Consider the following 13975-nt stretch of genomic DNA (forward strand, 5'->3'; position numbering starts at 1 on the left):
CATCAGCCGGCGGGTATCGCGGGTTGAACTGAAATCGGTTTCAAGCATCACAGCATGCTTCTTCCCGGAAACCCTCCTCGATCTCCCATGACTACCTCCCACACTCCCCCGGCCTTCAATATGGGCTGGCTGCTGTTCGCCCTTGCCATGGGCGCGTTTGCCATCGGCACATCCGAATTTGCGTCAATGACGTTGCTGCCTTTTATCGCCAATGACTTCCAGGTGACCCAGCCCCTCGCCGGACATGCCATCAGCGCCTACGCGCTGGGCGTGGTCATCGGTTCGCCGGTGATCATGGTCCTCGGCGTGCGCCTGCCCCGTCGAGCCTTGCTGGTAGCGCTCGCCGCCTTCATCGGAATCGCCAACGCGCTGAGTGCCATTGCGCCTTCGCTGCCATGGCTGGTGTTCTTCCGCTTTCTCAGCGGCTTTCCCCATGGCGCGTATTTCGGCGTCGCCATGCTGCTGGCCGCTTCGCTGGTGCCGAAGAACCGTCGCGCCCAGGCGGTCTCCCGCGTGTTCCTGGGGCTGACCATCGCCACTATCATCGGCGTGCCGTTCGCCACCTGGATCGGCCAGACCCTCGGCTGGCGCTGGGGTTTGGCCATCGTCGCCGGACTCGCCGCGATCACGGCGGTACTGATCCGCTGCCTCGCGCCCGCGTCGCCTGCCGAAGCTGACGCCAGCCCGTTGCGCGAACTCAACGCCCTGCGCTCGCGGCAAGTTTGGTTGACTCTGGGCATCGCCGGCATCGGCTTCGGCGGGATCTTCTGCGTGTACACCTATCTGGCGGCCACGCTGATCGAGGTCACCCACGCTTCCGATTTCATGATCCCGGTGGTGATGGCCGTGTTCGGCGTGGGCACGACGGTGGGCAACCTGATCTGCGGATGGGCCGCCGACCGCGCAACCATGCTCGCCGCGGGCGTCTCGCTGGGCTTCACCGCGCTGGTGCTGGCGCTCTATCCGTCGGCCACCGGTAACCTGTGGCTGCTCATTCCGCTGGTGTTTTTCATCGGGTGCGGTGTGGGCCTGGCAGCGATTCTGCAAACCCGCCTGATGGACGTTGCCCCCCACGCGCAATCCCTGGCGGGCGCACTGGTGCAAAGCGCATTCAACGTGGCCAACGCCATCGGGCCACTGGTGGGTGGTTTGGTGATTGCGGCGGGCTGCGGTCTGCCGGCCACGGGCTATGCGGCAGCGGCGCTGACCCTTGGCGGGTTGGGCATGTGGTATTGGGCACTGATGGATGCGCGGCACGCCGAGCGCCGCGTTGTCAGGCAACCGACCGGGTCAGTTTGAATGCTGAGCGCTGGTGCCCGATTGTGACGTTGATCCAAGCGTCGCCCTGACACTGCGCCCGGGCGCGCTCTGGACCTCTCATGCGTCGGGGCCTGACTCGTCGGGCGACGGGAACAAGGTATCGACCTTATGCTTGCTGGAAGTGCGGACCGGGGCCATGGCGGCGGACTCCGCCAGGCGCGTGGCCATTTCCCAGTGACGGGATTCCTGCCCTTCCGGCTTGCCTTCGGTCTCCCAGATCAACTGGGCCAACTGACGAACAGTGTCTTCGTCGACATTCATGCGTATCCCCCATTTATGCTTGCGCAAGACATTGGCCGGCGCCAAGGCGGTGCCGAATCCATCGTCCGCTACGGTACCCGCCATGAACAGTACCAGCCGGTAACGAGGGTAAATGACGGGCGTGCAGAGGCCGGCGAACGCCAGCCGGCCGCTGGTTGGACTTAACGGATCCACCGGAAATCGACGGCGAACCACGATGGCCTCCTCAATCCCTGTTGCGTTTGAGCAGCAGGCTGGCCACCAGGCCCAGTCCCGCAGCCGCACCGACGGCGGCCCATGGATGGGTCGTCACGTAGGACTTGGCATTGCCCACCGCTCGGGTCAGCGCGGGTTGGGCGTCCATTTCGATTTCGCTCACCGCAGTGGTGCCACGGGCAAGGAAATCCTTGAGCCGCTCATGGGCCTGAGTGGTGCGATCCTCATTCAAGGCATCCCCTGCCGCCAGCAAGGCATTGGTCTCGTCAAGAAAAGTGTTCAGCTCGGAACGGGTTTTCTGATAAAGATCTTCACGAAGTTGCTCAGTGATATCGCTTGCCATAATAATTCTGCCTCCTGGGTGTGAGAAAGGTTGACTGAAGCGCGAATCGATTCGTTCCAGTGACTTTTAAAAAACCGCCTTTCGCAACGCCTGGCGTGATGAGCATCGCTCGCCGACCGGCATGGGGCGGGACTCAATAGCCTTATGATCTGTTTAAAAAGAGACTCCATGAACATCGTGCCGATCCTCGAGCTGCCCGTTGACCAGCAAGCCCACGTCCGGCAACTGCGCAATCAACCCGACGTGCGTAAGTTCATGTACACCGACCATGAGATCAGCGAGGCCGAGCATCTAAACTGGCTAGAAGGGCTTCGTGCCAGTTCTCGCCAGCAAGTCTTCGTCGTGCTGATTGAGGGTGCGGCGGCGGGCGTTGTCTCGCTGAGCGCCATCAACACCACCCACCGCACAGCAGATTGGGCCTTCTATCTCGACACCACGCTGCAAGGCAAAGGCTTTGGCAGTCAGGTGGAGTTATGGATGCTCGACCACGCGTTCGGCGCCGCAGCGCTGGAGAAACTCAACTGCGAAGTGCTGGAGATCAATCCGGCAGTGATCAAGATGCATCAGAAATTCGGTTTTTTGATCGAGGGGGTTCGACGTGAAAACATCATTCGCGACGGCAAACGCGTCAGCGTGGTGCTGTTGGGCATCACCAAAAGCGAATGGCAAACACAGCGGCCCAAGGTGCTGGCTGCGGTGGAGCGTATTGCCGGGCGTCGGTAGAGAGTCGCCCGAGCTGCGCAGCTAAGAGCGAGCAGGATCGCCCAGCAGAAAGGCGCGCGTCAGGCGATATTCATCAGCCGGACAGCGGGACGTTCATCGGCCTTGCAGTACAAGTAGTCGCGCCACTTTCTGAAGGCGCTCTGCTGCCTGACAAACGCCTCTTCCCACTGCGTTCCTCCGACGTGCTCAACAGGGATAGACATCATTTGCTCGGTAGCCTGATCCAGCTCGCTGATCAGGTCGAGGGCGTTAGGAATATCGAAAGTCTGAGGTCGCATAATCGATCCGTTTTTTTGGCTACTGAATGGAGTAGCCAACTCGTTGATAGTGCGCGCGTTCCGACGAGTGGCTCATTTATGTTACACATTTGCCATGTTGCAGAAAAACCCCACACGGGGTGGGGTTTGATCTGACGCCAAGCGCTAGCTGTTCCCTGGAGAGGGCTCTTCGTCCTCGTCGACGGGAGGATTGTCAGGGATCTCAATCTCGTCCAGCCCTTTGTTACGGGCGGCGATGGCTGCGTCCTCTTCATTGTCGATGCCTTCAGCCGAGTCAGCACTTGCGTCGGGATAGACCTCTTCTTCGCTACCCGGCTCGGCAGGGCCTGGATACGCGTTCTCTGGCCCGTTGTCTTCAATACCCATGATGACCTCCAGTACGAGACGCAGGAAATCTGCGCTTATGGGACAGAGGTGGGTTGAGGGGAATTAGTGCCGGGTGATTGATGAGCGGTTTGTCGGCGTGCTGTTTGACCGGTGCTGAAATTCAGGGTCTTTTCTGATGTACAGCAGCCACGCGGCAAATGCAGCTTGCTGACGACGATGCGCCAGCTGCCATTGCTCACGCCCGAAAGCGGCACTGTCCATGGACATCAGCTCTGCCGTGGCTCGGTTGAGCCCATCCAGCAGGCGCTCGCTATCTTCGGCGATCATGTCTGAGGCAAGCATATCTTTGCTCGTTACGAAGGGATAACTCTGACCCCGTGACTGGCGGTTCATTGCAAATTGACGCTAAGGCCGGACGAGCGGTAGCCATTGGCCGTCATTTGAGGGCGAGTATGGCGGTGAGTTGAGAAGTTTGGTCAGGGATTCGACCATGTAGGCTGGAATGTTGTAGTAACAGGGCTTCAACGACTTCGTGAGAGCGCAGTTCCTGGACAGCGCTGCGCGGCTTTTGCGCAGGCTGAAAATGAAGAGGGGAATCGAGCCGCTAAGTGGCTGATTCCCTCTCAACTGAATATGGTCAGGATGGAGTGATTCGAACACTCGACCCCTAGCACCCTATGCTCCGATATTTCCAAGCTGTTGATTCGCTGGGCGGTGGGAATCAATCAACGGCGCCGTTGCGTGGGATGCGAACCCATGGGTCTGGGTCGTCGAGTTCAAACGGATAAGGGCATTTGCGGACCCGGTGGGCAGAGGCTCAGTCCCCTTCGCCTCTGCGCCGGTTCGCAATCTTTGCACCACCGAGAAGCACAAACACAAATGCGGCCTTCATTGCGATACCCGGCATCTTCGACGGGTCCCAAAATAACGCAGCCGTAAGGTCAGCGACAAAGACTGCAACTAAGAACCACTTCGCGATTTGAATATCGCGCTTTCTCAAAAGAAACACTGGTCGACTCCATCCATAGATTTGATGCTCTGGAATCTACCATGCCGTCCAGGCTCAGCCACCCCTTCCCATCTATCCACATGCCTGCCGGTGTACGGCCAGGTAGAGACCCTGGCGCACCGGTCCTCAGAGCCAGCCCCTCAGAATTATTTTCAAAGACTCGTACCAGCTTACGAAGCGGGAATTACCGGCGCGACCGTAGAAAATGCTTGGCCAAATCATGGCCAGGCCGAAAAGGAACAGGGCTGCTGCAGAACCCTCCAGGTCAAGGGACAGCAAGTAGAGAGCCATCGCCCATAGCGCAACCCCCAGCAGCACGACCATCGCAACCCACCCAATTCAATTACGTTTCTGACGGTAGTGCATTGTCACCGCCGCCGTCCACCCCTCCACATTGAAGCCAGCCTGCATACGGCGGGCGAGGAATTCCATGCTCGAAATAAACGGAGGCTACGGCCACGCTACTCATGTCAGCACGCCGCAGTGGATTGAGCTGCTCACCCTCGACCAGATGCGTCGAGCTGTCGAGCTGATGGGCGAAAGGATAACCGCCGAGCTCTATGACCTGACCACATGGGATGTAGATGCCTTTCCGGAGCGTACCCGCCGCAATTGTAGAGGCGGCATCCACAAGCGCCTTGAACAGCTGGAAGAGTCGGCAGTCATTCATGCGATCCACGTCTGCGACGCCGAACAAATATTCAACGATGCCGCTTGACCATGATGTCCGGTTGGCCGTAATTTGGCCCCATCATGTAGATCTTGCGTGCGGTGATAAGCAGCGACCAACAACATACAACCCGACCATCTCGTCGGGTTTTTTTAGAGTCCGGAAAACATAAGGACATGGGCATGCGGCTGGTCATTTTCGCAAGTTTTATAGCTGGGGCACTTTCCGGCTGCTCTGGAATACCTTCAGTCCCCTACGACGAACACTCTCAAACTGAGAACTTCGCTCGAGTTCGGGTCATCACTAACTCAGATGCGTTTGGTGATAGCGTCATCGGCAGTTGCGCTCCGGCTATCCGTCATGAAATGGCTCGGGCCGGGCGTTTTGGGCGTGACGGACAGCCCAGCATCAATTATGTGCAATACCCGTTAAAGCCGAAAAAAATAGGGATACCCGGAAGAGTTGCACCCGAACTTTCTGAGTACGTTCCTGCGACTCGAATGGCTGAAGGCGTCCACAAGGAGATCGTAACCGAGTATCGGGTCAGAGCTGATCTGCCGTTCCAGCTTGCAACTAGGGGCGCAACTTTTGGTAATAATGGCCGCTCTTTCTCGTCATGCCCTGGCCAGGCCCTCATCTATCATCTGGAGCCTGGGAAGGACTACGAAGCATTGATAGGGCTCCGGTTCAGCATTAACGCAAACGGAGCGCCAGCTCCTACTTGCGTATTCGGAATTGCCGAGCTCGTATCTCTCCCTGGTACTAAGATCGTGATACCTAAACGAATGGAGCCTGATGCGCCTCCGCAGACGCTTTGCAAGAAGTGACAGCTTAGGCAGCAATGGGATTCGTACATATTTTTGGGTGTTTTGCGAGCAATCGGTTTCGATGTGTCGCTTTGTGTCCGGGCAGACCTGATCGGAAGAGGCAAAAGCAGTCTGAGACCAAAGAGCACTGGACCAAGAAGGTTGAGTAGCGTTACCTGACGCGCGCATTCAAGGACGCCAGGGAGGCGGCGGATTGCTACAACGGATGGAAGGAAAAAGAGATGCCAGACTTCCACGAAGTCGGGGCACTGTCACTGCACCTGTACAAGAAAGCCGGGAAAGATGGGCAGAAGATCGCCGGGCACGCCAGCGAGGAGATGACCAAAAACTACCAGAAGGAGCACGCCGAGGTGATCTGGTCGGAGGCCATTCCGGACCTCGATATCAGCGAAATCGCCGGATAGTTTTGCGCCAGTTTTGCGCGGGTTTTGCGCAAGCCAGAAATGAAAAAGGGAATCGAGCCGCTAAGTGGCTGATTCCCTTTACAAAATATGGTCGGGACGGAGTGATTCGAACACTCGACCCCTAGCACCCCATGCTAGTGCGCTACCGGACTGCGCTACGCCCCGACTAGGCGTTACTCACTGCTACTTCTGTGTTGCGGGTTCTTGCGAAAGCGTCGAGGAATATACCCTAAGCTTTTGAATGATGGAAGTATTTCGACTCACCGCGCGATGTCACTTGCGCAGCACGACCAGCACATCTTCCAGCTCGACAATCATCTGTTTGATCAACTGCTTGTATTGCAGTGAATCATCCTTGACCTCATCGCTGGACATGCGCAAACGCGCGCCGCCAATGGTGAAGCCCTGATCGTAGAGCAGCGCGCGGATCTGGCGGATCATCAACACGTCCTGTCGCTGATAATACCGGCGGTTTCCGCGGCGCTTGACCGGGTTGAGTTGAGGAAACTCCTGCTCCCAATAACGCAGAACGTGCGGTTTGACCGCGCAGAGCTCGCTGACTTCACCGATGGTGAAGTAGCGTTTGCCGGGGATAGGCGGTAGCTCGTCGTTATGACTTGGTTCCAGCATAAGCCTCAACTCGGGCCTTCAGTTTCTGCCCTGGGCGAAAGGTGACCACACGGCGAGCGGTAATCGGGATTTCTTCCCCTGTCTTGGGATTTCGGCCCGGTCGCTGGCGTTTATCGCGCAGATCAAAGTTGCCGAATCCGGACAATTTGACCTGCTCGTTATCTTCCAGAGCGTGCCTGATTTCCTCAAAGAACAGCTCGACCAGTTCCTTGGCTTCTCGTTTGTTCAGGCCTAGCTCTTCGTACAGACGTTCGGCCATCTCAGCTTTCGTCAGAGCCCCCATACGCTACATCCTTAACGTGGCGTTTAACCTTGCCTCTAGCGAGGTGAGAATTTGCTGCGTCGAAGCGTTTACCTCATCGTCGGTAAGAGTGCGCGATGGATGTTGCCAGGTCAAGCCGACTGCAAGGCTTTTTCTAAGCGGATCAATGCCTTTACCCTGGTAAACATCAAACAGCCTGAGGTCTGTGAGCCATTCCCCTGCATTCTCTCGAATAACGTCCAGCACGGCAGTCGCCGAAACATCACGATCGGCCAGCAGCGCCAGGTCGCGACGCACTTCCGGGAAGCGTGAAAGCTCATGGAATTTTGGCAGGCGGCCTGTCGCCACTTCAGCCAGAACCAGCTCGAAGACGAACACGGGACGATCAAGGCCCAGGGTTTTTGACAGTTCCGGGTGCAGTGCGCCGATATAGCCGACTTCACGCCCGTCACGCTCGATACGCGCGGTCTGACCCGGGTGCAACGCGGGATGGCTTCCGGGTACGAAACGGAAATCACCCTGCGCACCGGCGAAGCCCAGCACGGCCTCGACGTCGGCCTTGACGTCGAAGAAGTCGACGACATCACGGCCTTGCGCCCAGCCTTCCGGCAGACGGCTGCCACAGATCACACCGGCCAGCATCGGCTCTTGCTTCAAGCCTTCCAGTTGACCGACGAAACGCAACCCGCTCTCGAACAGACGCACGCGGTCCTGCTGGCGATTGAGGTTGTGTTGCAGCGACTTCACCAGACCCGGCCACAGGGACGAACGCATCGCCGACATGTCAGCCGAGATCGGATTGGCCAGCAGCAGCGGCTCAACGCCCGGGCTGAACAGCTCGAACCATTTTTGGTCGATGAAGCTGTAGGTGATCGCTTCCTGATAACCGCGAGCCACCAGCAGACGACGCAACGCCGGCAGATCGCTCCGAGCCTCGGCACGCGGTTGCGGTGCCAGGCGCGCCTGTGGGTAACGAACCGGCAGACGGTTGTAACCGTGGAGGCGGGCCAGCTCTTCGATCAGGTCGACTTCGAGGGAGATATCGAAGCGGTGGCTCGGCACCTCAACGCGCCATTGCTCACTGGCGTGAGACGCGACGGTGAGGCCGAGCGCTGTAAGCAGACGCTCGATTTCCGCTGCGTCCATCTTCATGCCCAGCATCTGCTCGATACGCTCGGCACGCAGGATGATCGGCTCAATGGACGGCAAATGCTGGTCACTGACAGTCTCGATGACCGGACCGGCGTCGCCACCGGTGATTTCCAGAAGCAGGCCAGTGGCGCGCTCCATGGCTTCGCGGGCCAGCTGCCAGTCAACGCCACGCTCATAGCGATGGGAAGCGTCAGTGTGCAGGCCATACGAACGGGCCTTGCCGGCAACGGCGATCTGATCGAAAAAGGCGCTTTCAAGGAAGATATCACGGGTGGTCGCGGACACACCGCTGTGCTCGCCACCCATGACACCGGCGATGGCCAGGGCACGCTGGTGGTCGGCAATGACCAGGGTATCGGCGCGCAGGCTGACTTCCTGACCGTCCAGCAAGACGAGCTTCTCGCCCTCCTCCGCCATGCGCACACGAATGCCGCCGTTGATTTCGGCAAGGTCGAACGCGTGCAGCGGCTGACCCAGCTCAAGCATCACGTAGTTGGTGATGTCGACTGCAGCGTCGATACTGCGAACGTCCGAGCGACGCAGGCGCTCAACCATCCACAGCGGGGTAGGACGTGACAGGTCGACATTGCGGATAACGCGGCCCAGATAGCGAGGGCACGCCGCAGGCGCGAGCACTTCAACCGGACGTACTTCATCGTGCACGGCCGGAACCACGGCAACCTGAGGACGCGTGACGACTGCATCATAGAGCGCACCCACTTCACGGGCCAGACCGGCCACCGACAGGCAGTCGCCACGGTTGGGCGTCAGGTCGACTTCGATGCTCGCGTCGTCCAGTTCCAGATACACGCGCACATCCTGGCCCACCGGCGCGTCGGCCGGCAGCTCCATCAAGCCGTCGTTGCCCTCGCCCACCTGCAACTCGGCTTGCGAGCACAGCATGCCGTTGGACTCGACGCCCCGCAGCTTGGCTTTCTTGATCTTGAAATCGCCCGGCAACTCGGCGCCGATCATGGCAAACGGGATCTTCAGACCGGGGCGCACGTTCGGCGCGCCGCATACAACCTGGAAGGTCTCAGCGCCATTACTGACCTGGCAAACGCGCAGCTTGTCAGCGTCCGGGTGCTGTTCGGTGCTCAGCACCTCACCCACCACAACACCGCTGAAAACGCCCGCTGCCGGGGTGACGCTGTCTACTTCGAGGCCGGCCATCGACAGACGAGCAACCAGCTCGTCGCGGGATACTTGCGGGCTTACCCAGCCGCGCAGCCATTGTTCACTGAATTTCATCCTGCTCTCCTAAAGAATTCGTTACGGGCGACCTAGCGAAATTGCGCGAGGAACCGCAAGTCGTTGTCGAAGAACAGGCGCAAGTCGTTGACGCCATAGCGCAGCATCGCCAGACGTTCTACGCCCATGCCGAAGGCGAAGCCCTGGAATTCTTCCGGATCGATGCCCGACATGCGCAGCACGTTCGGGTGGACCATGCCGCAGCCCATGACTTCAAGCCAGCCGGTCTGTTTGCACACGCGGCAGCCTTTGCCGCTGCACATCACGCACTCCATGTCGACTTCGGCCGAAGGCTCGGTGAACGGGAAATACGAAGGACGGAAACGCACTGCCAGCTCTTTTTCAAAGAACACGCGCAGGAATTCCTCGATGGTGCCTTTCAGGTCGGCGAAGTTGATATCGCGGTCGACCAGCAGGCCTTCGACCTGGTGGAACATCGGGGAATGGGTGATATCGGAGTCACTGCGATACACACGGCCTGGGCAGACGATGCGGATCGGAGGCTTTTGCGATTCCATGGTGCGGACCTGAACCGGCGAGGTATGGGTGCGCAGCAACATGTTCGCGTTGAAATAGAAAGTGTCGTGCATCGACCGGGCCGGGTGATGGCCTGGGATGTTGAGCGCTTCGAAGTTGTGGTAATCGTCTTCCACCTCAGGGCCTTCGGCGATGCCGTAACCGATGTGGGTGAAGAATTGCTCGATTCGTTCCAGAGTGCGGGTAACCGGATGCAGACCGCCAGTGGTCTGGCCACGGCCAGGCAGGGTCACGTCAATGGATTCGGCCGCGAGCTTGGCCGCAAGATCGGCCTCCTCAAACGATGCCTTCCGCGCATTGAGAACCTCTGTGACACGTTCCTTGGCTTCATTAATCAGCGCGCCGACTTTCGGGCGCTCATCAGCAGGCAGATTTCCCAGGGTCTTCATCACCTGAGTCAATTCGCCTTTCTTGCCAAGGTACAGAACCCGGATTTGCTCCAGGGCATTGATATCTTCGGCGCTTTGCACAGCCTCAAGTGCTTGAGAGACCAGCGCGTCCAGGTTTTCCATGTACAGACTCCAGATACAAAATAGGGGAAGAGCTTACAAGGCTCTTCCCCTATTTATGACGTTTAACACCGAACCCCGAGGGGGTCCGGTGATTGCCGGGGACTTAGGCCAAAGTGGCTTTAGCTTTCTCGACAATCGCAGCAAACGCCGCTTTTTCGTTCACTGCCAGATCAGCCAGAACCTTACGGTCGATCTCGATCGACGCTTTTTTCAGGCCAGCGATGAAACGGCTGTAGGACAGACCGTTGATACGCGCACCAGCGTTGATACGAGCGATCCACAGAGCGCGGAACTGACGTTTTTTCTGACGACGGTCACGGTAGGCGTATTGGCCAGCCTTGATTACCGCTTGCTTGGCAACACGGAATACGCGTGAACGCGCGCCGTAGTAGCCTTTAGCAAGTTTCAGAATTTTTTTGTGACGCTTACGGGCAATGACGCCACGCTTTACACGAGCCATGAGTTAATTCCTCTGTTCTTGATCAAAATTAGCAAAGGCGCAGCATGCGCTTGACTTTTGCCACGTCGGACGGATGCAGCAAGCTGCTTCCACGCAATTGACGCTTACGCTTTGTCGACATTTTGGTCAGGATGTGGCTCTTGAAAGCGTGCTTGTGCTTGATGCCATTCGCAGTTTTCAAAAACCGCTTAGCTGCACCACTTTTAGTCTTCATCTTTGGCATGTTCGGATACTCCGCATTCAGTTGATAAACATAACCGCAAGGCCTGCCGTGCCCTGGTGGTTATTTCTTCTTTTCGGGGCGATGACCATGATCAGCTGGCGTCCTTCCATCTTAGGATGCTGTTCGACCGAACCGTATTCGAGCAGGTCAGCTTCGACCCGCTTCAACAGTTCCATCCCCAGCTCCTGGTGGGCCATCTCACGACCGCGAAATCTCAAGGAAATCTTGGCCCTGTCCCCGTCACTCAGGAAACGTACCAGGTTGCGTAGTTTTACCTGGTAATCCCCTTCCTCCGTCCCTGGACGAAACTTGATTTCTTTAACCTGGATCTGCTTCTGATTCTTCTTGGCGGCAGCAACCTGTTTCTTCTTCTCGAAGATCGATTTGCCGTAGTCCATCAGTTTGCAAACAGGGGTACTGCATCGGCGGAAATTTCCACCAGATCCAGTTTGGCCTCTTCAGCCTTAAGAAGCGCGTCTTCAATTGACACAATCCCAAGCTGCTCACCCTCAGCCCCAATTAAACGAACCTCACGTGCCGAGATATTCTCGTTGATCGGGGCTTTCGGTGCAGCTCGTTTATCTTGTCTCATTTCACGCTTAATAATAATTACTCCGAATCTTGGCGACCACGCCGGGAAACCGCTTGTGCAAGGAACTCCGAGAACTGGGCGACCGGCATCGAGCCAAGGTCTGCGCCTTCACGTGTACGCACAGCGACAGTTTGCGTTTCAACCTCCCGATCCCCAATCACGAGGAGATACGGAATTTTGAGCAACGTATGCTCGCGGATTTTAAAGCCGATCTTTTCATTTCTCAAGTCGGACTTGGCACGGAATCCGCTTTGCGCCAATGTTTTTTCCACCTCAAGGGCAAAATCAGCCTGTTTGTCAGTGATATTCATGATCACTGCTTGAGTTGGAGCAAGCCACGCAGGAAACGCGCCTTCGTAATGCTCGATCAGGATTCCGATGAAGCGCTCGAAGGAGCCAAGAATTGCGCGGTGCAACATGACCGGGTGCTTGCGACCGTTGTCTTCCGACACGAATTCGGCGCCCAGACGGATCGGCAGGTTGAAATCGAGCTGCAGAGTACCGCATTGCCAGACGCGACCCAAGCAATCCTTGAGAGAAAATTCGATCTTCGGACCGTAGAACGCACCCTCGCCCGGTTGCAAATCGTACGGCAGGCCAGCACTGTCAAGGGCTGCAGCCAGTGCGGACTCGGCGCGATCCCACAACTCGTCGGACCCTACACGTTTCTCCGGACGGGTCGACAGCTTCATTTCGATGTCTTTAAAACCGAAATCGGCGTAGACGGCCATGGTCAGCTTGATGAACGCGGCGGATTCAGCCTGCATTTGTTCTTCGGTGCAGAAGATATGCGCGTCGTCCTGAGTGAACGCTCGAACACGCATGATGCCGTGCAGTGCGCCCGAAGGTTCGTTGCGGTGGCAGGCGCCGAATTCGGCCAGACGCATCGGCAACTCGCGGTAGCTTTTCAGGCCCTGATTGAACACCTGCACGTGGCAAGGGCAGTTCATCGGCTTGATGGCGTAGTCGCGGTTTTCCGACTCGGTGGTGAACATGTTCTCGGCGTAGTTCGCCCAGTGCCCGGACTTCTCCCACAGGGAGCGGTCGACGACCTGAGGCGTCTTGATCTCCAGGTAGCCGTTCTCGCGCTGGGTCTTGCGCATGTACTGCTCGAGAACCTGGTAGAGCGTCCAGCCGTTCGGGTGCCAGAAGACCATGCCCGGCGCTTCTTCCTGGGTATGGAACAGGCCCAGACGCTTGCCGATCTTGCGGTGATCGCGCTTTTCGGCTTCTTCAATGCGCTGAATGTAAGCGGCCAGCTGCTTCTTGTCGGCCCAGGCCGTGCCATAAACGCGCTGCAATTGCTCGTTTTTGGCATCGCCGCGCCAGTAGGCGCCGGACAGCTTGGTCAATTTGAACGACTTCAGAAAACGCGTGTTCGGCACATGCGGGCCGCGGCACATGTCGACGTATTCTTCGTGGTAGTACAGGCCCATGGCCTGCTCGTTTGGCATGTCTTCGACCAGACGCAGCTTGTAGTCTTCGCCACGGGCCGTAAACACGTCGATCACTTCCGCGCGCGGCGTGACCTTCTTGATGACGTCGTAATCCTTTTCGATCAGCTGTTGCATGCGCTGCTCGATCGCCGCCATGTCGTCCGGCGTGAAAGGACGCTCATAGGCGATGTCGTAATAGAAGCCATCATCGATGACCGGGCCGATCACCATCTTTGCAGTCGGATAGAGCTGCTTGACGGCGTGGCCGACCAGGTGCGCGCAGGAGTGACGAATGATCTCCAGGCCTTCCTGATCCTTGGGGGTGATGATTTGCAGGCTCGCATCGGTGTCGATGATGTCGCTGGCATCAACCAGTTGACCGTTGACCTTGCCGGCCACGGTGGCTTTGGCCAGGCCCGCACCAATGGATGCTGCGACCTCGGCAACGGATACCGGGTGATCGAAAGAACGTTGACTGCCGTCGGGAAGAGTAATAGTTGGCATGGCGCCTCCTCTCCTAGTGGTGACCCCTACCAAAGGTCACGTGGGTGGGATAGAGCCAG

At 57.9% G+C, this 13975-nt stretch carries 16 protein-coding genes, 1 tRNA gene and 2 pseudogenes; 4 read left to right on the plus strand and 15 right to left on the minus strand.

Translation table 11 applies throughout. The features are described 5' to 3' along the window. Positions 1 to 87: 87 nt before the first annotated feature. Positions 88 to 1299 carry an MFS transporter gene (locus tag JN403_RS19725; RefSeq protein ID WP_205483974.1) on the plus strand — a complete coding sequence of 404 codons (1212 nt, stop codon included), beginning with the start codon at positions 88 to 90 and terminating at the stop codon, positions 1297 to 1299. Between the two features lie 78 nt (positions 1300 to 1377). On the opposite strand, the gene JN403_RS25665 is transcribed toward JN403_RS19725, so the two are convergent. Next, positions 1378 to 1776, minus strand: coding sequence for a DUF2934 domain-containing protein (locus JN403_RS25665; protein ID WP_240356686.1), 399 nt, complete (start codon positions 1774 to 1776; stop codon positions 1378 to 1380). A gap of 10 nt (positions 1777 to 1786) precedes the next feature. Further along, positions 1787 to 2119, minus strand: coding sequence for a DUF883 family protein (locus JN403_RS19735; RefSeq protein ID WP_205483976.1), 333 nt, complete (start codon positions 2117 to 2119; stop codon positions 1787 to 1789). A gap of 168 nt (positions 2120 to 2287) precedes the next feature. Between JN403_RS19735 and pseH the strand changes: the two genes are divergently transcribed. Next, on the plus strand, positions 2288 to 2842 hold the full coding sequence (gene pseH, locus JN403_RS19740; RefSeq protein WP_205483977.1) for a UDP-4-amino-4,6-dideoxy-N-acetyl-beta-L-altrosamine N-acetyltransferase: 555 nt from the start codon (positions 2288 to 2290) through the stop codon (positions 2840 to 2842). 59 nt (positions 2843 to 2901) lie between these two features. On the opposite strand, the gene JN403_RS19745 is transcribed toward pseH, so the two are convergent. The 4 genes from JN403_RS19745 to JN403_RS19760 form a co-directional block, all read right to left on the minus strand. Then, the gene (locus tag JN403_RS19745) at positions 2902 to 3120 is read right to left on the minus strand and encodes a hypothetical protein (RefSeq protein ID WP_122538275.1); all 219 of its coding nucleotides are present in this window, start codon (positions 3118 to 3120) and stop codon (positions 2902 to 2904) included. Positions 3121 to 3264: 144 nt separating this feature from the next. After that, positions 3265 to 3486, minus strand: a complete 222-nt coding sequence (locus JN403_RS19750) for a hypothetical protein (RefSeq protein WP_205483978.1) — start codon at positions 3484 to 3486, stop codon at positions 3265 to 3267. Positions 3487 to 3549: 63 nt separating this feature from the next. Next, positions 3550 to 3789, minus strand: a complete 240-nt coding sequence (locus JN403_RS19755; RefSeq protein WP_205483979.1) for a hypothetical protein — start codon at positions 3787 to 3789, stop codon at positions 3550 to 3552. Between the two features lie 793 nt (positions 3790 to 4582). Next, entirely contained in the window at positions 4583 to 4780 is a 198-nt protein-coding gene (locus JN403_RS19760) for a hypothetical protein (RefSeq protein WP_205483981.1), read from the minus strand. 106 nt (positions 4781 to 4886) lie between these two features. Between JN403_RS19760 and JN403_RS19765 the strand changes: the two genes are divergently transcribed. Together JN403_RS19765 and JN403_RS19770 are read left to right on the plus strand one after the other, a co-directional pair. After that, positions 4887 to 5174 carry a hypothetical protein gene (locus tag JN403_RS19765; RefSeq protein ID WP_205483983.1) on the plus strand — a complete coding sequence of 96 codons (288 nt, stop codon included), beginning with the start codon at positions 4887 to 4889 and terminating at the stop codon, positions 5172 to 5174. Positions 5175 to 6036: 862 nt separating this feature from the next. After that, positions 6037 to 6357: pseudogene (locus JN403_RS19770) on the plus strand (integrase); the annotation flags it as partial. A gap of 88 nt (positions 6358 to 6445) precedes the next feature. Here JN403_RS19770 and JN403_RS19775 read toward each other — a convergent pair. From JN403_RS19775 to thrS, 9 genes and pseudogenes are all read right to left on the minus strand, one after another. After that, positions 6446 to 6522, minus strand: a tRNA-Pro gene (locus tag JN403_RS19775). A gap of 108 nt (positions 6523 to 6630) precedes the next feature. Next, positions 6631 to 6987: a MerR family transcriptional regulator gene (locus JN403_RS19780; protein WP_074887387.1), complete on the minus strand. Its 357-nt coding sequence runs from the start codon at positions 6985 to 6987 to the stop codon at positions 6631 to 6633. Beyond that, positions 6968 to 7270: an integration host factor subunit alpha gene (gene ihfA / locus JN403_RS19785; RefSeq protein ID WP_002553164.1), complete on the minus strand. Its 303-nt coding sequence runs from the start codon at positions 7268 to 7270 to the stop codon at positions 6968 to 6970. Before ihfA ends, JN403_RS19780 begins: the two co-directional genes overlap by 20 nt. 3 nt (positions 7271 to 7273) lie before the next feature. Further along, the gene (gene pheT, locus JN403_RS19790; protein ID WP_205483985.1) at positions 7274 to 9652 is read right to left on the minus strand and encodes a phenylalanine--tRNA ligase subunit beta; all 2379 of its coding nucleotides are present in this window, start codon (positions 9650 to 9652) and stop codon (positions 7274 to 7276) included. Positions 9653 to 9684: 32 nt separating this feature from the next. Continuing rightward, a complete protein-coding gene (gene pheS, locus JN403_RS19795) occupies positions 9685 to 10701 on the minus strand; it encodes a phenylalanine--tRNA ligase subunit alpha (RefSeq protein ID WP_065991532.1) in 1017 nt (338 codons plus the stop codon). 103 nt (positions 10702 to 10804) lie between these two features. Continuing rightward, positions 10805 to 11161 carry a 50S ribosomal protein L20 gene (gene rplT / locus JN403_RS19800; protein ID WP_007905879.1) on the minus strand — a complete coding sequence of 119 codons (357 nt, stop codon included), beginning with the start codon at positions 11159 to 11161 and terminating at the stop codon, positions 10805 to 10807. 28 nt (positions 11162 to 11189) lie between these two features. Further along, a complete protein-coding gene (gene rpmI / locus JN403_RS19805) occupies positions 11190 to 11384 on the minus strand; it encodes a 50S ribosomal protein L35 (RefSeq protein ID WP_003442181.1) in 195 nt (64 codons plus the stop codon). A gap of 17 nt (positions 11385 to 11401) precedes the next feature. Continuing rightward, positions 11402 to 11994, minus strand: a pseudogene (gene infC / locus JN403_RS19810) (translation initiation factor IF-3). Continuing rightward, positions 11994 to 13916, minus strand: coding sequence for a threonine--tRNA ligase (gene thrS / locus JN403_RS19815; protein ID WP_122538259.1), 1923 nt, complete (start codon positions 13914 to 13916; stop codon positions 11994 to 11996). Before thrS ends, infC begins: the two are co-directional and overlap by 1 nt. Between the last annotated feature and the right edge of the window lie 59 nt (positions 13917 to 13975).

It is taken from the genome of Pseudomonas sp. 15A4 (assembly GCF_016925575.1).
Classification (GTDB): domain Bacteria; phylum Pseudomonadota; class Gammaproteobacteria; order Pseudomonadales; family Pseudomonadaceae; genus Aquipseudomonas.